The sequence below is a fragment of the Pseudomonas sp. NPDC096925 genome, assembly GCF_044762545.1.
Classification (GTDB): Bacteria; Pseudomonadota; Gammaproteobacteria; order Pseudomonadales; family Pseudomonadaceae; genus Aquipseudomonas.
Genome location: NZ_JBIWEM010000002.1, coordinates 668,562 through 694,349, shown reverse-complemented (window position 1 = coordinate 694,349; position 25,788 = coordinate 668,562). Strand labels below are relative to the sequence as shown.

The 25,788-nt window shown below is 64.1% G+C and carries 23 protein-coding genes; 12 read left to right on the top strand and 11 right to left on the bottom strand.

What is annotated here, in order from left to right:
- Positions 1 to 10 precede the first annotated feature (10 nt).
- The 4 genes from ACIQYU_RS09080 (at position 11) to ACIQYU_RS09065 (ending at position 5,439) form a co-directional block, all read left to right on the top strand.
- The gene (locus tag ACIQYU_RS09080; protein WP_343587913.1) at positions 11 to 1,954 is read left to right on the top strand and encodes a DNA topoisomerase III; all 1,944 of its coding nucleotides are present in this window, start codon (positions 11 to 13) and stop codon (positions 1,952 to 1,954) included.
- A gap of 234 nt (positions 1,955 to 2,188) precedes the next feature.
- A complete protein-coding gene (locus ACIQYU_RS09075) occupies positions 2,189 to 3,478 on the top strand; it encodes an FAD-binding oxidoreductase (RefSeq protein WP_241105832.1) in 1,290 nt (429 codons plus the stop codon).
- A gap of 149 nt (positions 3,479 to 3,627) precedes the next feature.
- Positions 3,628 to 4,458 carry an alpha/beta fold hydrolase gene (locus ACIQYU_RS09070; protein ID WP_207831173.1) on the top strand — a complete coding sequence of 277 codons (831 nt, stop codon included), beginning with the start codon at positions 3,628 to 3,630 and terminating at the stop codon, positions 4,456 to 4,458.
- Between the two features lie 201 nt (positions 4,459 to 4,659).
- Positions 4,660 to 5,439 carry a TSUP family transporter gene (locus ACIQYU_RS09065; protein ID WP_063912595.1) on the top strand — a complete coding sequence of 260 codons (780 nt, stop codon included), beginning with the start codon at positions 4,660 to 4,662 and terminating at the stop codon, positions 5,437 to 5,439.
- A 130-nt stretch (positions 5,440 to 5,569) separates the two neighbouring features.
- On the opposite strand, the gene nudC is transcribed toward ACIQYU_RS09065, so the two are convergent.
- Positions 5,570 to 6,400 (bottom strand): NAD(+) diphosphatase, encoded by an 831-nt coding sequence (nudC, locus tag ACIQYU_RS09060; protein ID WP_402799116.1) that lies wholly within the window; start codon positions 6,398 to 6,400, stop codon positions 5,570 to 5,572.
- Positions 6,401 to 6,437: 37 nt separating this feature from the next.
- Complete coding sequence (locus tag ACIQYU_RS09055; protein ID WP_207831166.1) at positions 6,438 to 7,250, bottom strand: crotonase/enoyl-CoA hydratase family protein; 813 nt, start codon at positions 7,248 to 7,250, stop codon at positions 6,438 to 6,440.
- A gap of 150 nt (positions 7,251 to 7,400) precedes the next feature.
- Between ACIQYU_RS09055 and nhaB the strand changes: the two genes are divergently transcribed.
- From nhaB to ACIQYU_RS09035, 4 genes are all read left to right on the top strand, one after another.
- A complete protein-coding gene (gene nhaB / locus ACIQYU_RS09050; RefSeq protein ID WP_402799111.1) occupies positions 7,401 to 8,900 on the top strand; it encodes a sodium/proton antiporter NhaB in 1,500 nt (499 codons plus the stop codon).
- Positions 8,901 to 9,101: 201 nt separating this feature from the next.
- On the top strand, positions 9,102 to 9,716 hold the full coding sequence (locus ACIQYU_RS09045) for a dihydrofolate reductase family protein (RefSeq protein ID WP_241105834.1): 615 nt from the start codon (positions 9,102 to 9,104) through the stop codon (positions 9,714 to 9,716).
- An 80-nt stretch (positions 9,717 to 9,796) separates the two neighbouring features.
- Entirely contained in the window at positions 9,797 to 10,342 is a 546-nt protein-coding gene (locus tag ACIQYU_RS09040) for a lipocalin family protein (protein ID WP_207831161.1), read from the top strand.
- Between the two features lie 177 nt (positions 10,343 to 10,519).
- Entirely contained in the window at positions 10,520 to 11,479 is a 960-nt protein-coding gene (locus tag ACIQYU_RS09035; RefSeq protein WP_333956906.1) for a ribonuclease Z, read from the top strand.
- Between the two features lie 360 nt (positions 11,480 to 11,839).
- Here the strand turns inward: ACIQYU_RS09035 and ACIQYU_RS09030 are convergent, their stop codons facing one another.
- Positions 11,840 to 13,123, bottom strand: coding sequence for a Zn-dependent hydrolase (locus tag ACIQYU_RS09030; protein ID WP_402799105.1), 1,284 nt, complete (start codon positions 13,121 to 13,123; stop codon positions 11,840 to 11,842).
- Between the two features lie 137 nt (positions 13,124 to 13,260).
- The gene (locus tag ACIQYU_RS09025) at positions 13,261 to 14,751 is read right to left on the bottom strand and encodes an NCS1 family nucleobase:cation symporter-1 (RefSeq protein ID WP_241105837.1); all 1,491 of its coding nucleotides are present in this window, start codon (positions 14,749 to 14,751) and stop codon (positions 13,261 to 13,263) included.
- A gap of 341 nt (positions 14,752 to 15,092) precedes the next feature.
- On the opposite strand from ACIQYU_RS09025, the gene hydA reads away from it, so the two are divergent.
- The 3 genes from hydA to preA all read left to right on the top strand — a co-directional run bounded on the left by hydA (position 15,093) and on the right by preA (position 19,272).
- Positions 15,093 to 16,532, top strand: a complete 1,440-nt coding sequence (gene hydA / locus ACIQYU_RS09020) for a dihydropyrimidinase (protein WP_402799102.1) — start codon at positions 15,093 to 15,095, stop codon at positions 16,530 to 16,532.
- Positions 16,533 to 16,629: 97 nt separating this feature from the next.
- Positions 16,630 to 17,997: an NAD(P)-dependent oxidoreductase gene (locus ACIQYU_RS09015; protein ID WP_233686896.1), complete on the top strand. Its 1,368-nt coding sequence runs from the start codon at positions 16,630 to 16,632 to the stop codon at positions 17,995 to 17,997.
- Complete coding sequence (preA, locus tag ACIQYU_RS09010) at positions 17,998 to 19,272, top strand: NAD-dependent dihydropyrimidine dehydrogenase subunit PreA (RefSeq protein WP_207831148.1); 1,275 nt, start codon at positions 17,998 to 18,000, stop codon at positions 19,270 to 19,272.
- A gap of 130 nt (positions 19,273 to 19,402) precedes the next feature.
- On the opposite strand, the gene ACIQYU_RS09005 is transcribed toward preA, so the two are convergent.
- From ACIQYU_RS09005 to gnd, 4 genes are all read right to left on the bottom strand, one after another.
- Positions 19,403 to 20,023, bottom strand: coding sequence for a TetR/AcrR family transcriptional regulator (locus ACIQYU_RS09005; RefSeq protein WP_063913067.1), 621 nt, complete (start codon positions 20,021 to 20,023; stop codon positions 19,403 to 19,405).
- A complete protein-coding gene (locus tag ACIQYU_RS09000) occupies positions 20,023 to 20,379 on the bottom strand; it encodes a VOC family protein (protein WP_063912609.1) in 357 nt (118 codons plus the stop codon). The genes ACIQYU_RS09005 and ACIQYU_RS09000 overlap by 1 nt, the downstream gene beginning before the upstream one ends.
- A 261-nt stretch (positions 20,380 to 20,640) precedes the next feature.
- A complete protein-coding gene (zwf, locus tag ACIQYU_RS08995; RefSeq protein WP_207831146.1) occupies positions 20,641 to 22,146 on the bottom strand; it encodes a glucose-6-phosphate dehydrogenase in 1,506 nt (501 codons plus the stop codon).
- Positions 22,143 to 23,165 (bottom strand): phosphogluconate dehydrogenase (NAD(+)-dependent, decarboxylating), encoded by a 1,023-nt coding sequence (gene gnd / locus ACIQYU_RS08990; RefSeq protein ID WP_207831284.1) that lies wholly within the window; start codon positions 23,163 to 23,165, stop codon positions 22,143 to 22,145. Before gnd ends, zwf begins: the two co-directional genes overlap by 4 nt.
- Positions 23,166 to 23,329: 164 nt before the next feature.
- Here gnd and ACIQYU_RS08985 point away from each other — a divergent pair, with 164 nt between their 5' ends.
- Positions 23,330 to 23,497, top strand: a complete 168-nt coding sequence (locus ACIQYU_RS08985; protein WP_013973320.1) for a DUF6026 family protein — start codon at positions 23,330 to 23,332, stop codon at positions 23,495 to 23,497.
- Positions 23,498 to 23,539: 42 nt separating this feature from the next.
- Here ACIQYU_RS08985 and ACIQYU_RS08980 read toward each other — a convergent pair whose 3' ends face one another.
- The 3 genes from ACIQYU_RS08980 to ACIQYU_RS08970 are packed head-to-tail and all read right to left on the bottom strand — an operon-like array spanning position 23,540 to position 25,785.
- A complete protein-coding gene (locus tag ACIQYU_RS08980) occupies positions 23,540 to 23,797 on the bottom strand; it encodes a PAAR domain-containing protein (RefSeq protein WP_207831144.1) in 258 nt (85 codons plus the stop codon).
- 53 nt (positions 23,798 to 23,850) lie between these two features.
- Entirely contained in the window at positions 23,851 to 24,813 is a 963-nt protein-coding gene (locus ACIQYU_RS08975) for a PoNe immunity protein domain-containing protein (RefSeq protein WP_402799094.1), read from the bottom strand.
- A gap of 15 nt (positions 24,814 to 24,828) precedes the next feature.
- A complete protein-coding gene (locus ACIQYU_RS08970) occupies positions 24,829 to 25,785 on the bottom strand; it encodes a PoNi-like cognate immunity protein (protein WP_333956903.1) in 957 nt (318 codons plus the stop codon).
- Positions 25,786 to 25,788: the final 3 nt, after the last annotated feature.

The window sequence follows — 25,788 nt, the reverse complement described above, 5'->3', positions numbered from 1 at the left end:
GTCCCCGGCCATGCGCCTGTTCCTCTGCGAAAAACCCTCCCAGGCAAAAGACATCGCCAAAGTGCTCGGCGCCAACCGCAAGGGCGATGGCTGCTGGCAAGGCACCGACGTCTGCGTGACCTGGTGCATCGGCCACCTGCTGGAAACCGCCCCGCCCGACAGCTACGACGAACGCTACAAGCGCTGGAACCTGGCCGACCTGCCGATCATCCCGGACAAGTGGAAGATGCTGGTCAAGCCCAAGACCGCCAGCCAGTTCAAGGCGGTCAAGCGCCTGCTCGGCGAAGCGCGCGAACTGGTGATCGCCACCGACGCCGACCGCGAAGGCGAAATGATCGCCCGCGAACTGGTCGAGCATTGTCGCTACCGCGGCCCGGTGCAGCGCCTGTGGCTGTCGGCACTGGACGACGCCTCCATCCGCAAGGCACTGGCACGCCTGCTGCCGGGCCACGAAACCTTCAACCTGTACCACTCGGCGCTGGGCCGCTCCCGCGCCGACTGGCTGATCGGCATGAACATGAGCCGGCTGTTCACCCTGCTGGGCCGGCAGTCCGGCTACCAGGGCGTGCTGCCGGTGGGCCGGGTGCAAACGCCCACCTTGCGCCTGGTGGTCGACCGCGACCGCAGCATCGCCGACTTCGTGCCGGTGCCGTTCTGGGCCATCGACGTGCAACTCGAACACGCAGGCTTTGGCTTCAACGCCCAGTGGCGCGCCCCCGAGGACGCCTGCGACGACCAGGGCCGCTGCCTGAACCAGGCCCTGGCGCAGCAGGCTGCCGCCGACATCGGCAAGGCGGGTATTGCCCGGGCCATCAAGGTGACCACCGAGCGCGTGCGTGAGGCGGCTCCCCTGCCCTTCGACCTGGGCACGCTGCAGGAACTGTGCTCGAAAAAATTCGGCCTCGGCGCCCAGGAAACCCTCGACATCGCCCAGGCGCTGTACGAAACCCACAAGCTGATCACCTACCCGCGCAGCGACTGCGGCTACCTGCCACAAAGCCAGCACGCCGAAGCGCCCGCCATCCTCGCCGCCCTGCAACGGGCCGATGCCAGCCTGGCGCCGCTGCAGCCCTACCTGGAGCCGCAGCGCCGTTCACGGGCGTGGAACGACGCCAAGGTCAGTGCCCACCACGGCATCATCCCCACTGCCGCCGCCAGCGACCCGTCGCGCCTGCCGGCCAAGCACAAGGCGGTGTACACCCTGATCCGCGCCCGCTACCTGGCGCAGTTCCTGCCCAACCACGAGTACGACCGCACCCAGGCCGACTTCGATTGCGCCGGCCATGCCCTGCGTGCAGTAGGCAAGCAGATCGTCGAACCCGGCTGGCGCCGTGCACTGCCCGAAGCGCTGACCCCGGCCAAGGGCCGCGAGACACCACCGGCCCAGGTGTTACCAGCGCTGCGCGAAGGCCAGGACTGCAGCGTGCAGGGCCTGCAACTGAAAGACCTGTGGACCCAGCCACCCAAGCCGTTTACCGAAGGCGACCTGATCAAGGCGATGAAGAACGTCGCCAAGCTGGTGGATGACCCTCGACTGAAGCAGAAGCTCAAGGAAACCACCGGCATCGGCACCGAAGCCACCCGCGCCAGCATCATCCAGGGCCTGCTTGACCGTGGTTACCTGGTCAAGAACGGCAAGGCCCTGTCCGCCACGCCTGCGGCGTTCAGCCTGATCGACGCCGTACCGCGCGCCATTGCCGACCCGGGTACCACGGCTATCTGGGAGCAGGCGCTGGACATGGTGCAGAGTGGCGAGATGACGCTGGAAGAGTTCGTCGCCCGGCAGTCGGCATGGATGGGCAAACTGGTGGAGCGGTGCAGCGGTATGCGCATGACCATCAGCGGGCCGGCGGCCGGGGCGGCGCCGCCGTGGAAGAAGAAGCGCAGGGGCGGCGGGAAAGGAAAAGCGGCCGCAGGCAAACCAAGGCAGCCTCGAAAAAAGGCGACAACCTGAAGATTTTGCCCTCCCAGGTCAGGCCCCTTCGCGGGTAAACCCGCTCCCACAGGAACAGCGCCGACCTCAAGACCTGTGATGACTCTGTGGGAGCGGGTTTACCCGCGAAAGGGCCAGGACAGGCAACACAACAACCCCAGGTAAACCACAAAGGCGGCCAATGCATTGGCGCCATGAAATTTACCTGCTAAATTTTCATGAAAATAATCAAAATAAATTTCATGAGACCCCTGCATGTTCAAACAATCCGCCCAGCACGTCGCCAGCTACTACGCCCAGACCTACCCCACCAGCATTCCCCTGCGCCCCACCCTGCAAGGCAACCACGACACCGATGTACTGATCATTGGCGCCGGCTTCAGCGGCCTGCACACCGCCCTGCGCCTGACCCAGGCCGGCAAACGCGTAACGCTGCTGGAAGCCAGCCGCGTGGCCTGGGCCGCGTCCGGCCGCAATGGTGGCCAGGCACTGCTCGGCTGGTCGTGCGACATGCCGCCGCTGGAAAAGGCCCTGGGTATCGAACGCACCCGACGCCTGTGGGCCAGCATGTGCTGGGCCGCCGACGAAATGCGCGAACTCCCCGTGCGCCATGGCTTCGACATTGACTACCGGCTGGGCAGCTTGTGGACTGCCGTGCTGCCGCGCCGGGTGAAACTGTTGGAAGAAGCCCTGCACGAGGCCGAACACAAATGGGGCTACGACGCCCTGCGCCTGATCGGCCGCGACGAGCTGCCCCAATGGATCGACAGCCCGCGCTACCAGGCTGCGCTCTATGACGCCAAAGGCGCCCACCTCAATCCGCTAAAGCTGGCCCAGGGCCTGGCCAGTACCATCGAAGCTAGCGGTGGGCGTATCTTCGAACAAAGCCAGGTGCTCGACTACCAACAGACCGGCAGCGGCTACATCGCCCGCACCGAGCGTGGCGAAGTGCGCAGCGACGTGCTGGTACTGGCCTGCAACGCCTACATCGACCGCCTCGACCGCAGCCTGTCACGCCGCCTGCTGCCCGTCGGGTCCTACCAAGTGGCCACCGCGCCGTTGGACGCCGACTTCGCCCAGTCGCTACTGCCCCGCAACAGCTGCGTAATCGACAACCAGTTCGTACCCGACTATTTCCGCCTTACCCCGGACCATCGTCTGCTATTTGGCGGCGGCTGCACCTACCTGGGCGGTATTCCCAGGGACGTCGCCAGCGCCACCCGCCCCTACCTGGAGCGGGTGTTTCCGCAGCTGGCCGGGGTAGCCATCGACTACGCCTGGGGCGGCCATATCGATTGCAGCATCCAGCGTACCCCGGACGTCGGCCGCGAGGGCCAGCGCTACTGGCTGCAGGGCTTCTCAGGCCATGGCGTGCTGCCGACCCTGGCCGCAGCCCGGGCCGTGAGCGATGCCATCCTCGGTGACGACGACCTGCTGGCGCTATATCAAGGCATCGACAACGGCCGCTTCCCCGGTGGCGACCTGCTGGCCGCACCGCTGGAAGCCGCCGCCAAGGCCTGGTACCGGATGCGCGACCGCGCCTGATCGCCTGGCACCGCTCCTACACGGCGCCGGGCAGGCCGGAAGCATGGTGCAAGCCCACTACAGTGCAGTCACCACAAATTCCGGCGCCAAGCAAAATTCCTCCTATTCTCAATAGCTCACTTCGCTTCCTGCACACAGGAGACCCGACCATGAGCTATGTAACCACGAAGGACGGCGTACAGATCTTCTACAAGGACTGGGGCCCGCGCGATGCGCCGGTCATCCACTTCCACCACGGCTGGCCGCTCAGTGCCGACGACTGGGACGCGCAGATGCTGTTCTTCCTCGCCCACGGTTACCGCGTGGTCGCCCACGACCGCCGCGGCCATGGCCGCTCCAGCCAGGTATGGGACGGCCACGACATGGACCACTACGCCGACGACGTAGCCGCAGTGGTGGCCCACCTGGGCATTCAGGGCGCCGTGCATGTCGGCCACTCGACCGGTGGCGGTGAGGTGGTGCGCTACATGGCCCGACACCCTGCAGACAAGGTGGCCAAGGCCGTGCTGATCGCCGCCGTACCGCCGTTGATGGTGCAGACTCCCGATAATCCCGGTGGCCTGCCCAAATCCGTTTTCGACGGCTTCCAGGCCCAGGTCGCCAGCAACCGCGCGCAGTTCTACCGGGATGTGCCGGCAGGGCCGTTCTACGGCTACAACCGCCCCGGTGTCGACGCCAGCGAAGGCATCATCGGCAACTGGTGGCGCCAGGGCATGATCGGCAGCGCCAAGGCCCATTACGATGGCATCGTGGCGTTTTCCCAGACCGACTTCACCGAAGACCTGAAGGGCATTACCCAGCCGGTGCTGGTGATGCATGGCGACGACGACCAGATCGTGCCGTATGAGAACTCCGGGCTGCTGTCGGCCAAGCTGCTGCCCAATGGCACACTGAAGACCTACCAGGGCTACCCGCATGGCATGCCGACCACCCATGCCGATGTGATCAATGCGGATTTGCTGGCGTTTATCCGTAGCTGATGTGATCGCCTGCACCGGCCTCTTCGCGGGTAACCCCGCTCCCACAGGTACTGCACAGGTCTTGAAATGTGTAGGTAACCTGTGGGAGCGGGCGTGCCCGCGAAGAGGCCGGCACTGGCAACACACCTCCCCCAGGATTACCATGTCACGCTTCTAGTGCGGCCCTTTGCCGCCCCTTGCCTCCCTGCCTGCCAAAACCCCATGCCCTTCGAACTCACCGTAGAACCCCTCACCCTGCTGATCCTGGCCCTGGTCGCCTTCGTCGCCGGTTTCATCGATGCCATCGCCGGCGGTGGCGGCCTGCTCACCACCCCGGCGCTACTCACCGCCGGCATGCCACCGCACCTGGTACTGGGTACCAACAAGCTCAGCTCCACCTTCGGCTCGGCCACCGCCGGCTTCACCTACTACAGGCGCAAGCTGTTCCACCCGGCACAATGGCGCCCCGCCTTGTTCGCCACCTTGACCGGGGCCTTGCTCGGCGCGGTCATCGCCCACTACATGCCGGCCGAATGGCTGAACAAGATGCTACCGGTGATCGTCTTCGCCTGTGGTGTCTACCTGCTGTTCGGCGGCACGCCCAAGGCACCGCTGGATGCCGATGCACCGATCAGGAAAAAGTGGCAAGTACCGCAAGGCTTCACCCTGGGCTTCTATGACGGCGTGGCCGGCCCGGGTACCGGGGCGTTCTGGACGGTCAGCACCTTGCTGCTGTACCCCATCGACCTGGTCCGTGCCAGCGGCGTGGCGCGCAGCATGAACTTCGTCAGCAACATCGCAGCGCTGACGGTGTTCATCATTTCCGGGCAGGTGGACTACATCGTCGGCCTGTGCATGGGCCTGTCGGTGATGGTCGGCGCCTTCTTCGGTGCACGCACGGCGATCAGTGGCGGCAGCAAGTTCATCCGCCCGGTGTTCATCACCGTGGTGCTGGCATTGACCGTGCGCCTAGCGTGGCAGCACTGGTTCGGGCAAGCCTGATGGGCTGTGATACCCCTGCTTACCCGCCCTATCTGCGCGAGAAATGTCCTCCGCCGTCGTTGCAGGACTTGGCAATGGAATGACCATTGCCTGCGCCCTGCGCCTAGTCGGAGAACATTTCTCACTGCAGCTAGGACGGGAAAGCAGGGATATCACAGCCCAGCCGCCGTGCAACATAAAGGTCGATCAGGTACCGGGCAATCGAACGCCCGGCCGGCAGCGGCGGCAGGTCGTGGACGCTGAACCACCTGGCGTCCTCGATCTCGTCCGGCTGCATGACGATATCGCCGCCGGCATACTCGGCATGGAAGCCCAGCATCATCGAATGCGGGAACGGCCAGCACTGGCTGCCGACGTACTGGATGTTCTGCACCTCCACCGCCACTTCTTCACGCACTTCGCGCACCAGGCAGTCCTCGGCCGACTCGCCCGGTTCGGCGAAGCCTGCCAACGTGCTGTATACCCCGGTGACGAAACGCGGCGAGCGCGCCAGCAGGATTTCGTCGCCACGGGTCACCAGCACGATCATGCTCGGTGAAATGCGCGGGTAGCTGCGCAGGTCGCAGGGCTGGCAGTACATTGCCCGCTCCCAGCGAATCTGCGTCATCGCCTGGCCGCAGCTGCCGCAGAAGCGGTGCTCACGGGCCCAGGTGCCGATCTGCGCGGCATAGCCCAGCACTGTGTAGGTATCGAAGTCACCTTCGAGCATGAACGCGCGCAATCCTCGCCAGGCGCAGCCGGGCACGTCGGTGGCGCTGCGCAGCTCCAGCAGGAACACCGGCTGGCCGTCGAAGTGGCCAATGCCGTGCTCGCACAACACATCGAGGTCCTGGCGCTTGAGCCAGTCGCGGGGGAACAGCGCGCCGTTGTCGTCCACCAGGAACCCTTCCGGGCTGCGGGCCACGGCCAGCCCCCCGATGATCTGCGGGTCGAGTACTGCGGTAGTCCAGCGTGCTGACATGTCGGGGGGTTCCTTTACTGCGCGTCCCCCGGCCTGATCAGTCGGCGAACGTCGGTTTCTGTTTGCTCATGTGCGCCGCCACTGCCACGCGCAGGTCTTCGGACTGCAGCATCGCGGCGTTCCAGGTGGCGATGTACTCCAGGCCATCGTCGATGCGATGGTCACGCATGTAGCTGAGCATTTCCTTGGTGCCGGCCACGGCGATCGGCGATTTTGCGGCAATCTCGCGGGCGATGGCAAAGACCCCGTCCATCAGCGCGGCCTGATCATCATAGACCCGGTTGACCAGGCCAATGCGCAGCGCCTCTTCGGCCTCGACATTGCGCCCGGTGAAGGCCAGCTCACGCATCATGCCGTCACCGATGATACGAGGCAAACGTTGCAGTGTGCCGACATCGGCGGCCATGCCCATGTCGATTTCCTTGATCGAGAACTGCGCGTCGCTGCTGCAGTAGCGCATGTCGCAGGCCGAGATGAGGTCGATGGCGCCGCCAATGCAGTAACCCTGCACCGCGGCCAGTACCGGCTTGCGGCATTTGTCCACGGCATTGAACGACGCCTGCAGGCGCAAGATGGTGCTGCGCAGGAAGCGCGCATTGCGGCCCACGTCCTTGCCCATCTGCCCGGCCAGCGAGGCCAGCATCATCAGGTCGATTCCGGCGGAAAAATGCTTGCCGGCACCGCTGATCACCACCACCCGCACCGCGTCGGTGTCATCGACCCACTGGAAGATGTCGGTGATCTCCTCCCAGAAGGCCGCATTCATCGCATTGACCTTTTCCGGGCGGTTGATCTGAACATGGGCAATGCTGTCGGTCAGTTCGACCTTGAATGCGCTGTACTCGGTCACGGGCGGCACTCCTGCGGGTGAAGGGTTCATGGCACGGATGGTAACCCAGCCCGATGACCGCACTTGTGCCAAAAACGGGACTTTACGCCTTGCCTAAGACGCGCTGATCCGGCACCGTGCGCCATCGCCGAATCATAAGGATACAAATTCATGTCGCGCTCCCTGACCGGCGCCCTCGCCCACAGCTTTCTGGGCCAGTCGCCGCTTTGGTACAAGGCAGTCATCTGCCTGTTCCTGGTGCTCAACCCGCTGCTGCTGACCGTCGGCCCGGTCGCGGCCGGCTGGGCACTGGTGCTCGAATTCATCTTCACCCTGGCCATGGCCCTGAAGTGCTACCCGCTGATGCCCGGCGGCCTGCTGCTGGTCGAAGCCCTGTTGTTGCAGATGACCACCCCGCAAACCCTGTACGAAGAGTTGCAGCACAACTTCCCGGTGATCCTGCTGCTGATGTTCATGGTTGCGGGCATCCACTTCATGAAGGAACTGCTGTTGTTCCTGTTCTCGCGCATTTTGCTGGGGGTGCGTTCGAAGGCGACCCTGGCGTTGCTGTTCTGCGTGCTGTCGGCATTCCTCTCAGCGTTTCTCGATGCGCTGACCGTGACCGCCGTGATCATCAGCGCCGCGGTCGGCTTCTATGCGGTCTACCACCGCGTCGCCTCCGGGGCCAACCCGCGCGAAGACGGTGCACTGGAGAGTGACCAGCAGATCGCACAGTTGCACCGTGAAGACCTCGACCAGTTCCGCGCCTTCCTGCGCAGCCTGCTGATGCATGGCGCGGTGGGTACCGCCCTGGGCGGCGTGTGTACGCTGGTGGGCGAGCCGCAGAACCTGCTGATTGGCCACGAAATGGGCTGGCACTTTGCCGATTTCTTCCTGAAGGTGGCACCGGTGTCGCTGCCGGTGCTGGGCGCCGGCCTGCTGACCTGCGTGCTGCTGGAGAAGCTGCGCCTGTTCGGCTATGGCACGCTGATGCCCGAACCGGTGCGCCAGGTGCTGGCCGCCTACGCCGCCGAGGACGATGCTGCGCGCACCACGGCCCAACGCATTGCGCTGTGGGTGCAAGGGTTCGCCGCACTGATCCTGATCGTCTGCCTGGGGCTGCACGTTGCCGAGGTCGGCCTGATCGGCCTGATGGTGATCGTGCTGATCACGGCCTTTACCGGCATCACTGACGAACACCGCCTGGGCCGTGCCTTCCAGGACGCCATGCCGTTCACCGCATTGCTGGTGGTGTTCTTTGCCGTGGTGGCGGTGATTCATCAACAGCAGCTGTTCAGCCCGTTGATTGCCTGGGTGCTGGCGCTGCCGGCCGAGCAGCAGCCGGGCATGCTGTACCTGGCCAACGGCCTGCTGTCGGCGATCAGCGACAACGTATTCGTCGCCACTATCTACATCACCGAGGTGAAGCAGGCGTTCCTCAATGGCGGCATGAGCCGTGAGCATTTCGAGACGCTGGCGGTGGCAATCAACACCGGTACCAACCTGCCCAGTGTGGCGACACCGAATGGGCAGGCGGCGTTCCTGTTCCTGCTGACGTCGGCGATTGCACCGCTGATCCGGCTGTCGTATGGGCGGATGGTGTGGATGGCCTTGCCCTATACCGTAGTGATGGGTGGCCTGGGGTGGTGGGCGGTGACCTACTGGCTGTGATGTAGCCTGTACCGGCCTCTTCGCGGGTGAACCCGCTCCCACAGGTACTGCACAGCCTGCGAAACTGTGGAGATCATGTGGGAGCGGGTTTACCCGCGAAAGGGCCAGTGCAGACCACTCAAACAGCCCTGTCGATTCTGCTGCCTGCCATTCGACTATCCCATGCCCACAGCCACCCCGGCTGCCAACAGGAGAGTCCCCATGCGCAAACTCATCGTAGCCGCCTTCATCAGCCTCGACGGTGTCATGCAGGCCCCCGGCGGCCCGCAGGAAGACACCAGCGGCGGCTTCACCTACGGCGGCTGGATCGTGCCGTATGCAGAGGAAGTCTTCGGCCAGGCCATGCAGGCCCTGTTCAGCGAGCCCTTCGAACTGCTACTGGGCCGGCGCACCTACGACATCTTCGCCGGCTACTGGCCTGACATCAAAGACAGCTCGGAAGACTTCTCCATCGCCAACCTGTTCAACAGCGTGCCCAAGCACGTGGCCACCCACAACCCCTCAACCCTCGACTGGCACAACAGCCATGCCCTGGGCGCGGACATCACCGCAGCGGTTCGCACGCTGAAACAGCAGGACGGCGCCAACCTGCTGACCCAGGGCAGCAGCGAACTGGTACAGCAACTGCTGGCGGCAGGCCTGGTCGATGAACTGCAACTGCTGATCCACCCGCTGCTGCTCGGCCACGGCAAACGCCTGTTCGGCGACGATGCGGCAGCGGCGGCCTTCACCCTGCAGCACTCGCAGGTTTCGCCCAAGGGCGTGGTCATCGCCCGCTACGTGCGCGCAGGCGAGGTGCAGACCGGTTCGTTCTGAAAGCTACAATCCCGTACAACTTTTGCCTCTCGCCCGCATCGAAACACAGGTAAGCCCCGTCCGTATCAAGGAGGTTCACCATGGCGCTACGCACCACGTTGCTGCTTTCCTGCATGACCCTGGCCCTGCTCGGCTGCGCCGGCAACGACCACCCGGCACCGCCGCGTACCCAGCAGGTAGACCTGCAACGTTACCAGGGCACCTGGTACGAACTCGCGCGGCTGCCGATGTTCTTCCAGCGCAACTGCGTGCAGTCCGAGGCGCACTATGGCCTGCGAGAGGACGGCCGCCTCGACGTGACCAACCGCTGCCAGGAAAAGGACGGCCAGTGGAACCAGGCCAAGGGCATCGCCGAAGCCCAGCAACCGGGTAGCACCGACAAGCTCTGGGTGCGCTTCGACAACTGGTTCAGCCGCCTTGCGCCCGGCCTGGCCAAGGGCGAGTACTGGGTGCTGTACCACGATCAGGACTACCGCGTGGCCTTGGTCGGCCACCCGAACCGCGAATACCTGTGGCTGCTTTCGCGCACGCCCGCGGTCACCGACCAACTGCGCGAGCAACTGCTGATGATCGCCCGTGAGCAAGGCTATGACACCAGCAAGCTCATCTGGCGACAGGCCGAGTAGGCAAACCTGGCGGGCCATCGACGACATGCGGCAATCCGGCTAAGGTGTGCGCCCCGTATCACCTCGAAGGAACGAGCCCGTTGAGTACCAAGCCGCCACCAGCACCTTGTATCCGCCTGATGCATATCGGCCCGCTGGTACAAGCGTCGCTGCCGGGCTGAAACAAGGAGCCAGACCATGGATTTGCTGTTCCTGGGCACCTCCGCCGGCGTGCCGACCAAGGCACGCAACGTCAGCGCCACCGCTGTGATCGAAGCCAGTGGCAGCCACTGGTACCTGGTCGACTGTGGCGAAGGCACCCAGCACCAACTGCTGCACACGCCGCTGTCGATCCGCGACCTGCGCGCCATCTTCATCACCCACGTGCACGGCGACCATTGCTTCGGCCTGCCGGGCCTGCTGGCTAGTGCCGGCATGAGCGGGCGCACCCAGCCGCTGGACCTTGTATTGCCCACCGCCCTGCACGACTGGGTGCGCCAGGGGCTGGTGGCCAGCGATACCTTCCTGCCGTTCGAACTGCGCCTGCTGGCCGTTGAAGACCTGGTGGAGTGGCGCAGTGAAGCCGTGCAGGTGACCAGCGTGCAGTTGTCGCACCGGGTGCCGAGCGTCGGCTTCGTGTTCACCGAACTCAACCCCGAACCGCGCCTGGACATCCCGCGCCTGGAAGCAAAAGGCATACCCCGTGGCCCGCTGTGGGGCGACCTGGCCAAAGGCCTGACGGTGCAGCATGGCGGGCAACTGCTGCACGGCAGTGATTACTTGCGCCCTTCGCGCCCGCCACGGCGGATGATCGTGTGCGGCGACAATGACAACCCCGCGCTATTGGCCGATACCGCCAGGGGGGCGGACGTGCTGGTACACGAAGCCACGTTCACCCAGGCGGTGGTCGAGCGCACGGGGGTCACCTTCGGCCATAGCACCGCGGCTGCGGTGGCACGCTTTGCCGAAGCTGCGGGCGTGCGCAACCTGGTACTGACGCACTTCAGCGCCCGCTACCAGCACGACTCACGGCGCAGCCCGAGCATCGACGATGTGCGTGCCGAGGCGTTGGCCCACTATAGCGGGCGGCTGGTTCTGGCGCAGGACCTGCAGCGTTATCACATTGGGCGCGATGGCCGTCTTGAGCCCGCGGGATGAATTGTGGAGCTCGCAGGTGCTCGCCAAAAGATCTTCATCGCCTGTGAAATCGAGCGCCGCCCGCGCGGCGCTTCGCGGCACAAGGCCGCTCCCACATTTGTTGCAACGTGGCCATGCCTGCAAGAGAGGCGTTGCGCGCCTTGGTGCATTGTTTGAGGCCGGTGAGGCGGCGGTAGCGCCAGCCGGAAAACCGCCTCAAGGCAACAAGGCTGACAACCACGGCCTGTCAGGTTCGGCACGTTGCAACAAATGTGGGAGCGGGCTTGTCCCGCGAAGCGCCGCGCGGGCGGCGCTCGATTTCACAGGCGATGAAGATGTTGTGGCGAATACATGCGAAGCCCTCCACAACCCGCCGCTCCACTATGCCGCCAACCGCCTGCTGGCAATCGCCTCCGACGCCGCCAGCATCGCGCGCAGCAACACCGCGCAGCCCGCCGCCAGGTCCTCGGGCGTGGCGTTCTCGATCTCGTTATGGCTGATACCGTTCTCGCACGGCACGAAAATCATCCCCGCCGGCCCCAGCTCGGCCAGGAAGATCGCGTCGTGCCCCGCCCCGCTGACGATGTCCATGTGCGGCAGGCCCAGCGCCTGCGCCGACTCGCGCACGGCATCGACACACCCTTGGTCGAAGTACAGCGCCGGGAAATCGGCCGTGGGTACCAGTTCGTAGCTCAGGCCATGCCTGGCACAGGTCGCCTCGATCACCGCGCGCACATCGGTAATCATCGCATCCAGTTGCTCACCCTCCAGATGACGGAAGTCCAGGGTCATGCGCACTTCGCCCGGGATCACGTTGCGCGAGCCCGGGTAGGCCTGCAGGCAACCCACCGTGCCACAGGCATGGGGCTGGTGACCGAGGGCAGTGTGGTTGACTGCCTCCACCACCGCCGCCGCACCGACCAAGGCGTCCTTGCGCAGGTGCATCGGCGTCGGGCCGGCATGGGCCTCGACACCGCGCAGGGTCAGGTCGAACCACTTCTGGCCCAATGCGCCCAGCACCACGCCGATGGTCCTGGCCTGGTCTTCGAGGATCGGACCCTGCTCGATGTGCGCTTCAAAATAGGCCCCCACCGGGTGGCCTGATACAGCGCGCGGGCCGGCGTAGCCGATGGCGTTCAACGCCTCGCCAACGCTGACACCCTGGGCGTCACGCTTGGCCAGGGTTTCCTCCAGGGTGAACTTGCCGGCGAACACCCCCGAACCCATCATGCACGGTGCAAAGCGCGAACCTTCCTCGTTGGTCCACACCACCACTTCCAGCGGCGCTTCGGTTTCCACGCCCAGGTCATTGAGGGTGCGGATCACCTCCAGCCCGGCCATCACCCCGAAGCAGCCGTCGAACTTGCCACCGGTGGGTTGGGTGTCGATATGGCTGCCGGTCATCACCGGGGGCAGCTTGGGGTTACGCCCCGGGCGACGGGCGAAGATGTTGCCGACGGCGTCGATGCTGACCGAGCAACCGGCGGCCTCGCACCATTGCACGAACAGGTCGCGGGCCTGGCGATCGAGGTCGGTCAGGGCCAGGCGGCACACGCCGCCCTTGGCCGTGGCACCGAGGCGGGCCAGGTCCATCAGGGATCGCCACAGGCGGGTGCTGTCGATGTGGTGCTGGCTGGATTGCAGTACTTGTTGAGCTGGGGTCATGGGGTTTTCCTCAGGCATTTTTGTTGTCTGTGCCGGCCTCTTCGCGGGTAAACCCGCTCCCACAGGTACAGCGCAGGTCCCGAGGTCAGCGCTTTACCTGTGGGAGCGGGTTTACCCGCGAAGGAGCCAGCGCGGTCTCACGGCAAAGGCTTGGCCACCCGCGCCGGGCTGCGCGCCAGCACGCCGGCGAAGAGGTAATACAGCGCCCCGCCCAGCAGCGAACCGGTGAACCAGCCATAGTCGTAGAACCAGCTGAAACTGCTGTTGCCAATGGCCATCACGGTCAGCGCCACCGGCAGCGCAAAGGCGGCAAACCCGGCCCGGTTCCATGCCGGGTACACGTCGTCGCGGTACAACCCGGCCAGGTCCAGCTTCTGCTGGCGGATCAGGAAGTAGTCCACCACCATGATCCCGGCGATCGGCCCCAGCAGGCTGGAATAGCCCAACAGCCAGTTGGAGTACACGCTCTCCAGGCTCAGGTCGGAGACGATCCAGCCCAGCTTCTTCAGCAACTCATGGCCCATCAGCGCCAGGCCGATGAAGCCGGTAAGCCACACCGCGCGGCTGCGCCCGATCAGGCGTGGGGCGATGTTCTGGAAGTCGTTGGTCGGCGACACGATGTTCGCCGCAGTGTTGGTCGACAGCGTGGCGATCACGATCAGCGCCATGGCCAGGGCCACCCAGAACGGGCTGTGGATCTTGCCGATCAGGCTGACCGGGTCGGACACGGTCTCGCCAACCAGCGACGCCGAGGCAGCGGTCAGCACCACGCCCAGCGCGGCGAACAGGAACATGGTCAGCGGCAAGCCGAAGATCTGCCCGAGAATCTGGTCCTTCTGGCTGCGGGCGTAGCGGCTGAAGTCGGGAATGTTCAGCGATAGCGTGGCCCAGAAACCGACCATGGCGGTAAGCCCGGCGCAGAAGTAGCCGAGCATGCTCGCCCCTTCCGGGCGCTTGGGCGGCTGGGCCAGCAGTTCGGTCATCGACATGTGCGGCAAGGCCCAGAACAGCAGGCCGACGCCCACTGCCACCAGCAGCGGCGCCGACAGCGTTTCGAGCCACTTGATCGACTCGGCGCCACGCAGCACCACCCACAGGTTCAGGCACCAGAAGATCATGAAGCCGATCACCTCGCCGGTGCCGCCCAGGGCCTTCCAGCCGTCGAACACCGAGCCGAGGAACAGGTGGATGGCCAGACCGCCGAACATGGTCTGGATGCCGAACCAGCCACAGGCGACCACCGCGCGGATCAGGCATGGCACGTTGGAGCCGATAATGCCGAACGACGATCGCAGCAGCACCGGGAACGGGATGCCGTACTTGGTACCGGGGAAGGCGTTGAGGGTGAGCGGGATCAGCACGATCAGGTTGGCCAGCAGAATCGCCAGCAAGGCCTCGCCCACGCTGAGGCCGAAGTAGGCGGTGAGCACGCCGCCGAGGGTGTAGGTGGGCACGCAGATGGACATGCCCACCCACAGGGCGGTGATGTGCCATTTGTTCCAGGTGCGCTGGTGCACCTTGGTCGGGGCGATGTCGTGATTGTAGCGCGGGCTGTCGAGGACATCGCTGCCCTCGGACAGCTCGAACAGGCCATCCTGCTCGACCACTTCCGATCTGCTCTGCTGCATGGGGCTTTCTCCAGATTTTCTTGTAGTTGTTTGCCCACCGGGCTATTGCGATGGCCGGAGTACACACGCTTTATGTGCTTGAAAATCTTGACCAGATTTTCATCTTGTCAAGTCAGTCAAAGTTTTCAAAAGCCCCATAGCCAGCACCATCAAACAATTTAACCCTTTAATTTCAATCACTTAAAAACCACAAAATTAATGGGAAAATTTTCTTGATGAATCGAGGATCAGCATCTAGCCTCCAATCTTGTCAGGCCTGACAGGATTAACCACCCTGCCCGCCCTGTACCAAGAAAATTCCAAGAACCGGCCCAGACCGGTCAGCCTGCGAGGAAAACGGCATGTCCCTGTTGATCCGTGGCGCCACCGTGGTCACCCACGAAGAGAGTTACCCCGCCGATGTCCTGTGTGCCGATGGCCTGATCCGCGCCATCGGGCAAAACCTCGAACCACCCACCGACTGCGAGATCCTCGACGGCAGCGGCCAGTACCTGATGCCCGGCGGCATCGACCCGCACACCCATATGCAACTGCCGTTCATGGGCACGGTGGCCAGCGAGGACTTCTTCAGCGGCACCGCTGCGGGCCTGGCCGGTGGCACCACCTCGATCATCGACTTCGTCATCCCCAACCCGCAGCAGTCGTTGCTGGAGGCGTTCCACACCTGGCGCGGCTGGGCGCAGAAAAGCGCCAGCGACTATGGCTTCCATGTCGCCATCACCTGGTGGAGCGAGCAGGTGGCCGAAGAGATGGGCGAACTGGTGGCCAAACACGGGGTGAACAGCTTCAAGCACTTCATGGCCTACAAGAATGCGATCATGGCCGCCGACGACACCCTGGTGGCCAGTTTCGAGCGCTGCCTGCAACTGGGTGCGGTGCCCACCGTGCATGCCGAGAACGGCGAACTGGTGTACCACCTGCAGAAAAAACTGCTGGCCCAGGGCCTGACCGGGCCGGAAGCCCACCCGCTGTCACGCCCCTCCCAGGTCGAGGGCGAGGCGGCCAGCCGCGCCATCCGCATTGCCGAAACGCTGGGTACGCCGCTGTACCTGGTGCATGTTTCCAGCCGCGAAGCGCTGGATGAAATCGCCTATGCCAGGGGCAAGGGTCAACCGGTGTACGGCGAGGTCCTGCCCGGCCATCTGCTGCTGGATGACAGCGTCTACCGTGACCCGGACTGGGCCACCGCCGCAGGCTACGTGATGAGCCCACCGTTCCGCCCGCGCGAACACCAGGAGGCGCTGTGGCGCGGGCTGCAGTCGGGCAACCTGCACACCACCGCCACCGACCATTGCTGCTTCTGCGCCGAACAGAAAGCCATGGGCCGTGACGACTTCAGCCGTATCCCCAACGGCACTGCCGGCATCGAGGACCGCATGGCGGTGCTGTGGGATGCCGGGGTGAACAGCGGGCGCCTGTCGGTGCATGAGTTCGTCGCGCTGACCTCCACCAACACCGCGAAAATCTTCAACCTGTTCCCGCGCAAGGGCGCCATTCGTGTTGGCGCCGACGCCGACCTGGTGCTGTGGGACCCGCAAGGCACCCGTACCATCTCGGCCAAGACCCACCATCAGCAGGTGGACTTCAACATCTTCGAAGGCCGTACCGTGCGCGGCATCCCCAGCCACACCATCAGCCAGGGCAAGGTGCTCTGGGCCGATGGCGACCTGCGCGCGGAAAAGGGCACGGGGCGGTATGTGGAGCGGCCGGCGTACCCGTCGGTGTATGAGGTGCTGGGGTGCAGGGCCGAAGTGCAGCGGCCGACGCCCGTGCAGCGCTGAAGCCATTGGGGCTGCTGCGCAGCCCATCGCGCAGCGGCCCCGGAAACCACCGCAATGCTTGTCGCCTGCATCCATAAAAAATAGAGAGGCTACAACCGTGATCGACGCCCTGAACCACTTGCCGCGCCCCCGGGCCGGCGCCGACCAGCTGGCCGAGCGCTTCAGCGACCTGGCCCCACCCCTCACCGCCCGCCAGGCCGCCGTCGAAAGCGCACGCTGCCTGTATTGCTACGACGCCCCCTGCGTCAACGCCTGCCCCAGCGACATCGACATCCCGTCGTTCATCCACCGCATCAGCGACGAAAACCTGCAAGGCGCCGCCGAACGCATCCTCTCGGCCAACATCCTCGGCGGCAGTTGCGCCCGCGTCTGCCCCACCGAAATCCTTTGCCAGCAAGCCTGCGTGCGCAACAACGCGCAGGAATGCGCACCGGTGCTGATCGGCCAGCTGCAGCGCTATGCCCTGGACAACGCCCATTTCACCGAGCACCCGTTCCAGCGCTCGCCGGCCACCGGCAAGCGCGTCGCCGTGGTCGGCGCCGGCCCTGCCGGGCTGTCCTGCGCCCATCGCCTGGCCATGCACGGGCATGATGTGGTGGTGTTCGAGGCCTGCGACAAGGCCGGTGGCCTCAACGAGTATGGTATCGCCCGCTACAAGCTGGTGGACGACTACGCCCAGCGTGAAGTGGAGTTCCTGCTCGGCATCGGTGGCATCGAGATCCGCCATGGCCAGCGCCTGGGCAGCAACCTCGGCCTGGGTGAGCTGCGCGACCAGTACGACGCAGTGTTCCTCGGCCTCGGCCTGAATGCCGTGCGCCAGCTGGGCCTGCCGGATGAAGAAGCCCCCGGCCTGCTCGCCGCCACCAAATACATCCGCGAGCTGCGTCAGGCCGATGACCTGACGCAGCTGCCCCTGGCCGACCGCTGCCTGGTAATCGGCGCCGGCAACACCGCCATCGACATGGCCGTGCAGATGAGCCGCCTGGGTGCCCGCGACGTCAACCTGGTGTACCGCCGTGGCCATGCCGACATGGGTGCCACCGGCCACGAGCAGGACATCGCCAAGGCCAACCAGGTGCGCCTGCACACCTGGGCCCGCCCCGATGCCGTGCTGCTGGACGACACCGGCAAGGTGCGCGGCATGCGCTTTGCCCGCACCGAGCTGGCAGGCGGCCACCTGCGCGACACCGGCGAAACCTTCGAGCTGGCCGCCGATGCCATCTTCAAGGCCATCGGCCAACGCTTCGACGACGCCAGCCTCGGCGACCCGGTGGCCGCACAACTGGCACGCGACGGCGAGCGCATCCGCGTCGACGAAACGATGCAGACCAGCCTGCCAGGCGTATATGCCGGCGGCGACTGCACCGCCCTGGGCCAGGACCTGACCGTCCAGGCCGTGCAACACGGCAAGCTGGCCGCCGAAGCCATCCATGCCCAACTCATGCTCAACGTGGAGGCTGCGTAAATGGCCGACCTGTCCATCGAATTTGCCGGCATCAAGGCACCCAACCCCTTCTGGCTGGCCTCCGCACCGCCAACCGACAAGGCCTATAACGTGGTCCGCGCCTTCGAGGCCGGCTGGGGCGGCGTGGTGTGGAAGACCCTGGGCGAAGACCCGGCGGCGGTCAACGTGTCGTCACGCTATTCGGCGCACTATGGCCCCAACCGCCAGGTGCAGGGCATCAACAACATCGAGCTCATCACCGACCGCTCCCTGGACATCAACCTGCGCGAAATCACCCAGGTGAAGAAGGACTGGCCCGACCGCGCGCTGATCGTGTCGCTGATGGTGCCGTGCGAGGAGCAGTCCTGGAAGTTCATCCTGCCGCTGGTGGAAGCCACCGGGGCCGATGGCATCGAACTGAACTTCGGCTGCCCGCACGGCATGCCGGAGCGCGGCATGGGTGCGGCAGTCGGCCAGGTGCCGGAGTACGTGGAAATGGTCACCCGCTGGTGCAAGACGTACTGCTCGCTGCCGGTGATCGTCAAGCTCACGCCGAACATCACCGACATCCGCCAGTCGGCCCGCGCCGCGCATCGTGGCGGGGCCGATGCGGTGTCGTTGATCAATACCATCAACTCGATCACCAGCGTCGACCTCGACCGCATGGTCGCCCACCCCATCGTCGGTGACCAGAGCACCCATGGCGGTTACTGCGGTTCGGCAGTAAAGCCGATTGCCCTGAACATGGTGGCGGAAATCGCCCGCGACCCACAAACGCACGGCTTGCCGATCTGCGGCATTGGCGGCATCGGCAGCTGGCGTGATGCCGCCGAGTTCATGGCCCTGGGCAGTGGTGCCGTACAGGTGTGCACGGCGGCCATGCTGCATGGCTTCCGCATTGTCGAGGACATGAAGGACGGCCTGGCGCGCTGGATGGACCAGCACGGGCACCGCAATATCGAGGCGTTCCGCGGCCAGGCGGTGGGGCATACCACCGACTGGAAGTACCTGGACATGAACTACAAGTCGGTGGCGCACATCGACCAGCAGGCATGCATTGGCTGCGGGCGCTGCCACATTGCCTGTGAGGATACCTCGCACCAGGCGATTGCCAGCACGCTGAAGGCGGATGGCACGCATGCCTACAACGTGATCGAGGAGGAATGCGTAGGCTGCAACCTGTGCCAGATCACCTGCCCGGTGGAGAGTTGCATCGAGATGGTGGCACAGGACACCGGCAAGCCGTACCTGAACTGGACGCAGGACCCGCGTAACCCCTACCGCGAGGCCAGCTGAAACCCATTGGGGCTGCTGCGCAGCCCTTCGCGGGTAAACCCGCTCCCACAGGGACCGCGCCGCTTGTGAGGGCAGCAAGACACCTGTGGGAGCGGGTTTACCCGCGAAGGGCCGCGCGGCGGCCCCGACCTCAAGGCTCCAGCCCGATCCCCCGCAAGATCACACTGGTCACCGTCTGCACGGCATTTTCAAAGGCCATGTCCGACAACGCCTCCCCGCCATTGAGCAATGCCACCTGGTAACCAAAGTCGGCATAGTGCTGGGTCGAAGCCCAGATCATGTACAACAGCGCCGACGGCTCCACCGGCAGGATGCGCCCCTCCTCCACCCAGCGGCGGATCTTGGCTTCCTTCAGCTTGGCCCAGGGCACCAGGCTTTCATCCAGGCTCACCCCCAGTACCGGCGCCCCGTGCAGCATCTCTTCGGCCCAAATCTTCGAACCCAGCGGCCGCGAGCGCGAATGGCCCATCTTCGCCCGGATGTAACTGGTCAGCACCACGCGCGGGTCGTCGAAGTTCTCGAAGCACAGCGCGTCCTGCTTCCACACATCCAGCAGATCCTGCAGCACCGCGCGGAACAGGTCGTCCTTGGTGCTGAAGTAGTAATGCAGGTTGGAACGCGGCAACTCGGCCTGCTCGGCGATATCCCCCATCGAGGTGGCGCCGTAGCCTTTCTCGGCAAACACCTTTTCCGCCGCCTGCAGGATCTTCTCGATATTGCGCCGGCGGATTTCGATCTTGTGATTGGCCATCAGGCTTGGGCCGTCCACACCGCCAGCTCATAACCATCCGGGTCGATGAAGTGGAAGCGCCGCCCGCCAGGGAAAGCAAAGGTGGCCCGGCTGATTTTCGCCCCGGCTGCTTCGATCCGCTGCTGCGTAGCCTCCAGATCGTCGGCGTACAAGATGACCAGCGGCCCGCCCGGGCGCACCGGCTCCCCCGTGGTGAAGCCACCGGTCAGCCGGCCATCACTGAACTCGGTGTAGGACGGCCCGTAGTCGGTGAACGCCCAGCCGAACACACTGCCGTAGAAGGCCTTGCTCCGTGCGATGTCGCTGACATTGAACTCGATGTTGTCGATCTGCCGGTCAGTACCGCGAATGCCCATGTGTGCTCCGTGCCGAAAGGGTTTGCCCTAGTCTACTCCGGTCGTTTCACACTTTTATATCAGGCAGCCTGAAACAACCGGGTAATCAGGGCATAGTCTTCGATGTGGGCGGACATTGAGACGTCTTTGTGTGGTTGCCTGTGCTGGCCTCTTCGCGGGTAAACCCGCTCCCACAGGTACATCACAGGCCTTGAAACCATCGATATCCCTGTGGGAGCGGGTTTACCCGCGAATAGGCCGGCACAGGCTTTACAAACAAACTCAGCCCAAGCTGTGCCACTCCCGCTTGTCCCGCGCCAGCAATTCATTGCCGGCCTCGGGCCCGTCTTCACCGGCCGGGTACTCATGCACCTCGCCGCCCTGGGCCCAGGCATCGAGGAACGGCTGCACCGCGCGCCAGCCGTTCTCGATGTTGTCAGCCCGCTGGAACAAGGTCTGGTCACCGGTCAGGCAGTCGTAGATCAGCGTCTCGTAGCCGGTCGCCGGGGTCATCTTGAAGAAGTCCTTGTAGGCAAAGCCCAGCTCGACATTCTCCATCACCAGCTCCGGCCCGGGGCGCTTGGCCTGCAGGTCGAACCACATGCCTTCGTTGGGCTGAATCTGGATTTTCAGGTAGTTGGGCTTGGGCCGTTCCAGCTCCGATTCACGGAACTGCGCATAAGGCGCAGGCTTGAAGCAAATGGCGATTTCGGTGTCACGCACGCTCATGCGCTTGCCGGTACGCAGGTAGAACGGCACCCCGGCCCAGCGCCAGTTGTCGATCATCACCTTCAGCGCCACATAGGTCTCGGTCTGGCTATCGGCCGCAACGTTGGCCTCCTGACGGTAGCCGGGCAACTGCTTGCGCCCCTGCTTGCCGGCGCTGTACTGGCCACGCACGGAGTTTTTCAGGGCCATCTTCGCCGACCATGGGCGGATGGCACCGATCACCTTGGCCTTTTCGCTGCGCACGGCATCAGCGGCGAACGCGGCCGGGGGCTCCATGGCCACCATCGCCAACAACTGGAACAAGTGGTTGGGCACCATGTCGCGCAGCGCCCCGGTGCTGTCATAGAACGCGCCTCGGGTCTCGACACCGACGGTTTCCGCAGCGGTGATCTGCACATGGTCGATGTAGTGGTTGTTCCAGAACGATTCGAACAAACCGTTGGAGAAGCGGCTGACCAGGATGTTCTGCACCGTCTCCTTGCCCAGGTAATGGTCGATGCGGTAGATCTGCCGCTCGCCCATCACCTTCAGCAGGCAGGCGTTGAGCGCTTCGGCGCTGGCCAGGTCGGTGCCGAAGGGCTTTTCGACCACGACGCGACGAAAGCCGCCGGCCGATTCGTCGAGCAGCCCGGCCTGCCCCAGGCGCTGCGCCACCTCGGGGAAGAAGCGCGGCGAGGTCGCCAGGTAGAAGATGGCGTTGCCATGGCGGGTTGTGTCGATGCGCCTGGCAAGGGCCTGGTAGGTGGCCGGGTCGAGGAAATCGCCGGTCTGGTAATCCAGGCGCTTGGCCAGGCGTGCCCAGCGCTTCTCGTCCAGGCACTTGGTCGTGTCCTCGCCACCTTTGTCACGCTCGACCATGAAGGCATGCAGGCGCCCGGCGAACTCCTCGGCAGTGGCCGGGTTGTGGTCGACCCCGACGATGCGCAGGTTGCGGTCCAGCAAGCCGTCACGGCTGAGGTTGTACAGCGCCGGCATCAGCAGGCGCTTGACCAGGTCGCCATTGGCGCCGAACAGGAACAGGGTGCAGGGTGGTGCGGCCGGAATACTCTGTTTGGTCATTCGCCTTTCTTCTCGACATGGCCACCAAAGCCCAGGCGCATGGCCGAGAGAATCTTGTCGCCATAGGTGCCCTGCTGCTGACGCGAACGGAAGCGGGCGAACAGTGCGCTGGACAGTACCGGCACCGGCACCGCCTGCTCGACGGCGGCGTCGATGGTCCAGCGGCCTTCGCCACTGTCAGACACCGAGCCACTGAACTGCGACAGCTGCGGGTCGGCCACCAGCGCATCGGCGGTGAGGTCGAGCAGCCACGAGGTGACCACGCTGCCACGCCGCCACACTTCGGCGATTTCGGCCACGTTCAGGTCGAAACGCTGGTCTTCCGGCAGTTCGTTGCCGCCCTTGCTGCGCAGCAGGTCGAAACCTTCGGCATAGGCCTGCATCAGGCCGTATTCGATGCCGTTGTGCACCATTTTCACGTAGTGCCCGGCACCGGGTGGGCCGGCGTGGATGTAGCCGTGTTCGGCACGCTGATGCTCGCCGCTGCGGCCATGGGTACGCGGGATGTCACCCACCCCCGGCGCGAGCGCCTTGAACAGCGGCTCCAGGCGCTCGAACACATCCTTTTCGCCACCGATCATCATGCAGTAGCCACGGTCCAGGCCCCACACGCCACCGGAGGTGCCGACGTCCAGGTAATGCAGCCCGCGCTTGGCCAGCTCGGCGGCGCGGCGCACGTCGTCCTTGTAAAAGGTGTTACCGCCGTCGATGATCGCATCGCCCGGTTCCAGCAGTTCGGCCAGTTGGGCGATGGTCTGCTCGGTGGGCTCGCCGGCCGGCAGCATTACCCACACCGCACGCGGTGCTTTCAGCTTCTGTACCAGCGCACCGAGGTCGTGCGCGCCCTGGGCGCCTTCGCTCTCCAGGCCGTCGATGGCCTCACGGTTGCGGTCATGCACCACAGTACGGTGGCCGGCGCGCATCAGGCGCCTTGCGATATTGCCGCCCATGCGGCCCAGCCCGATGATTCCCAGTTGCATGAGCCGATGCTCCCCTTTCGAAATAAATGACAACACAATCCAGCTTTTCAGATTAGTCCAGCGAACCGATCGAGGGTTCAGCGACGAACGGCGAGACCACGATAAACAAAAAAGTTCCCAAGGCCTGCGAAAGAATTCAGAATGCGCCCGCGTGAAGCGTCTACGCTTTGACTTGTCACTAGCCAAAACCGCGAGGTGTGCTCATGGGTACCTTGATGCCTGCAACCCCAACCCAGACCCTCTATGTCTCCGTGCGCCGTGATGAGCTGCGTAAACTGAAGGACGAACGTGACCAACTGCGCCAACAGGTCGCCCAACTGAACCTGCTGCTGGCGCAAGCGCGCACAGACGGCAAGGCCGTCAGCCTCTGAACCTGCCCCGTCCCTGTGGGAGCTGAACTGCTCCCGCATCGCTCAATCGAGCAGCCAGCTATTATCGCCATTTTCCAGGGTACCGCCATGACTGGTGGCATCGCCGATCCTGGCAAGCGGCTGCCCATCATCCATCATCAGTGCCGAGCCGCTGGTAATCACCGCCCCACACCCGAGCCTGTCGCCAACCCTGGCGGCTGCCCTGCCGTTGACGAAGAACAGGCTGGAGCCGCTGCTGATGCTGGTCGGTCCGCACGACGGGCAGTGATGAGGGTGACCCAGCAGAACGATGGCAGGCATTGTTGCCACTCCCGAATCATGTGAGGCGCCAGGCACGCATGCCGGCAGCGCCATCAGAACGTTTTCGACAGCCGCCAGTGCACGACCTGGCCATCGATCTCAGGGAAAGGTACCTGGTGCATGAACACCTGCTCACCTACCATGCGCTCGACGCAGACGTAGTAACCGGGCCATGGGCAAGGCGTGCCGGAAGGCCAGCCTGGGGCATCCTCGCGCCTGGCGGTTTCCGGATCGCGGAACTGCTTGCCCAGGCGTCGGTAATGCGCCCTTTCGACGAGCGCCTGCGGGTAAAAGTGGGGAGCGCTTTCCAGGCCATCACCCTGCACTGACCATAAAAACGCCACCAGTGCCGCCTCGAAGGCCCAATAACCCAAGTGGTCGCTCCGTGCCCAGGTGTGGCGCTCATACCAGTAGCAATCGTGCGCATTGGCGTACCACTGCCCGAGATAGTGCATGAGCGCGTCATGCTGCGCGGGCCCTTTCAGGTCGAGGCTCTCCAGCAAGGCGCCATAAGGTTCGGGGTGAAGCAATAAGGTGCCAGGGTAGGCCTTGCCCAGCCGCTGGAACAGGCGATGCAGCAGCAGGTCGGGGCTGCGCTCGTCGTTCTGGTTCAGCCAGCCCAGTATCTGGCCGACACGCTCGGGGTAACCGCACAGCACCGCCAGCGACAGCAGCCACAAGGCAAGCCGGTATTCATCCGACACCCAAGGGCGCAACTGCTCGCTGGATGCCGGGTACGCCGAAAAATGCCGGGCGAACTGGGCGAACGCATAGTCTGCATAGGCCTCCACCAGTTCCATTGGCTCGCCACCGGAATACCGCTGCACTGCCAGCTCCAGTGCCATGTGTGCCCAGTCGCGGCTAAGGCCACGGTAGTGATGCCTGTGCTCGGCTGGCCCGATCAGCAATGCCTGGGCGTCAAGGTCGGCGAATTCCTGCTCTTTTTCACGCGTCGAAGCCAGGTAATGCTGCTCGACCATCCACGGGTCGCGCTTGATGCTGTCGAACTGGCCCATTGGCCCTCCCGCACGCTATAAGCCTTTCACCAAGCGCCAAACCAGAGAGCGCCCATTTTCGCTCGGCATCTCTACGCCTTGCATGAATGTCTGGGGCCCCACCGCCCATTCATCACATACCCACACGCCGGTGCGCGGGCAAATTTCGCCCGACCTGGCAAGCGCATCCGAATACGGCGCGCTTTGCAGTTGTTCAGGGAAGCTTTTGATAACTTGACGCTTACGAGCATCGTCTACCAAATCCTTCGGGTAGAAAGGAAGATCTCTATAGGGCGTATCGTCGACGCCCCACAACACAGTGACCAATCCTGCCTCAAAGGCCCAATAGCCAAAGAAACCCGCATCGCTTCGTGCCTTGTGCCGGTCATGCCAATAACAGTTGCGCATGCCGCGATACCACTGCTTCAGGTAACTACGCACTGCCTGTTGCTGCTCATCCTTCTCAGTAGTTACGGCATTGAGCAATTCATGGTAGGGGCGCTCATGAATCAACGTACTCCCGGGGATCGTCACCCCCACACGGGAAAACAGTTGCCGCAACAGGATGTCCTCACCGTCATCTGGGGCTTCACTCAAAAAACCTGCGATTTGTCTGATGCGCCCGGGCTTGTTGAACAGCACTGCAAACGATAGAAGCCAGAGTGTGTACTGATAGGCATCCGGCTCCCACAGTTTCAAGCTGAAACTCGGATAAGCTTGCTTGTGACGTTGAAACTGGGAAAACATGTGATCCGCGTAAAATTCAAGCGCTTCAATGGGTTCCCCTCCCGAATATAGAGCAATGAGCAACTCCATAGACTGAAAGCACCACCTCCAGCTCAACATCTTGACATTTACATACTCGGGACGCTCAATTTCGAGAAAAGACTCAGCCTGGCGCTCTACATAATTCTCCTTCCAAAAAGAAACACTATCGAGATAGGCTGCCTCTTGCAAAAAAGGCTCACGCTTGACCCGATCAAATCCAGTCATTAC

What these genes read in the sequence shown, in the direction of transcription:
- ACIQYU_RS09030 (WP_402799105.1), bottom strand. Translation starts at nt 13,123, where the DNA reads ATGACCCCAGCTCAACAAGTACTGCAATCCAGCCAGCACCACATCGAC.
- ACIQYU_RS09040 (WP_207831161.1), top strand. Translation starts at nt 9,797, where the DNA reads ATGGCGCTACGCACCACGTTGCTGCTTTCCTGCATGACCCTGGCCCTG.
- ACIQYU_RS09000 (WP_063912609.1), bottom strand. Translation starts at nt 20,379, where the DNA reads ATGGGCATTCGCGGTACTGACCGGCAGATCGACAACATCGAGTTCAAT.
- nudC (WP_402799116.1), bottom strand. Translation starts at nt 6,400, where the DNA reads ATGTCAGCACGCTGGACTACCGCAGTACTCGACCCGCAGATCATCGGG.
- ACIQYU_RS09080 (WP_343587913.1), top strand. Translation starts at nt 11, where the DNA reads ATGCGCCTGTTCCTCTGCGAAAAACCCTCCCAGGCAAAAGACATCGCC.
- ACIQYU_RS08975 (WP_402799094.1), bottom strand. Translation starts at nt 24,813, where the DNA reads ATGGGCCAGTTCGACAGCATCAAGCGCGACCCGTGGATGGTCGAGCAG.
- ACIQYU_RS08970 (WP_333956903.1), bottom strand. Translation starts at nt 25,785, where the DNA reads ATGACTGGATTTGATCGGGTCAAGCGTGAGCCTTTTTTGCAAGAGGCA.
- ACIQYU_RS08980 (WP_207831144.1), bottom strand. Translation starts at nt 23,797, where the DNA reads ATGCCTGCCATCGTTCTGCTGGGTCACCCTCATCACTGCCCGTCGTGC.
- ACIQYU_RS09005 (WP_063913067.1), bottom strand. Translation starts at nt 20,023, where the DNA reads ATGGCCAATCACAAGATCGAAATCCGCCGGCGCAATATCGAGAAGATC.
- nhaB (WP_402799111.1), top strand. Translation starts at nt 7,401, where the DNA reads ATGTCGCGCTCCCTGACCGGCGCCCTCGCCCACAGCTTTCTGGGCCAG.
- ACIQYU_RS09075 (WP_241105832.1), top strand. Translation starts at nt 2,189, where the DNA reads ATGTTCAAACAATCCGCCCAGCACGTCGCCAGCTACTACGCCCAGACC.
- zwf (WP_207831146.1), bottom strand. Translation starts at nt 22,146, where the DNA reads ATGACCAAACAGAGTATTCCGGCCGCACCACCCTGCACCCTGTTCCTG.
- ACIQYU_RS09065 (WP_063912595.1), top strand. Translation starts at nt 4,660, where the DNA reads ATGCCCTTCGAACTCACCGTAGAACCCCTCACCCTGCTGATCCTGGCC.
- hydA (WP_402799102.1), top strand. Translation starts at nt 15,093, where the DNA reads ATGTCCCTGTTGATCCGTGGCGCCACCGTGGTCACCCACGAAGAGAGT.
- preA (WP_207831148.1), top strand. Translation starts at nt 17,998, where the DNA reads ATGGCCGACCTGTCCATCGAATTTGCCGGCATCAAGGCACCCAACCCC.
- ACIQYU_RS09035 (WP_333956906.1), top strand. Translation starts at nt 10,520, where the DNA reads ATGGATTTGCTGTTCCTGGGCACCTCCGCCGGCGTGCCGACCAAGGCA.
- ACIQYU_RS08985 (WP_013973320.1), top strand. Translation starts at nt 23,330, where the DNA reads ATGGGTACCTTGATGCCTGCAACCCCAACCCAGACCCTCTATGTCTCC.
- ACIQYU_RS09070 (WP_207831173.1), top strand. Translation starts at nt 3,628, where the DNA reads ATGAGCTATGTAACCACGAAGGACGGCGTACAGATCTTCTACAAGGAC.
- ACIQYU_RS09045 (WP_241105834.1), top strand. Translation starts at nt 9,102, where the DNA reads ATGCGCAAACTCATCGTAGCCGCCTTCATCAGCCTCGACGGTGTCATG.
- ACIQYU_RS09025 (WP_241105837.1), bottom strand. Translation starts at nt 14,751, where the DNA reads ATGCAGCAGAGCAGATCGGAAGTGGTCGAGCAGGATGGCCTGTTCGAG.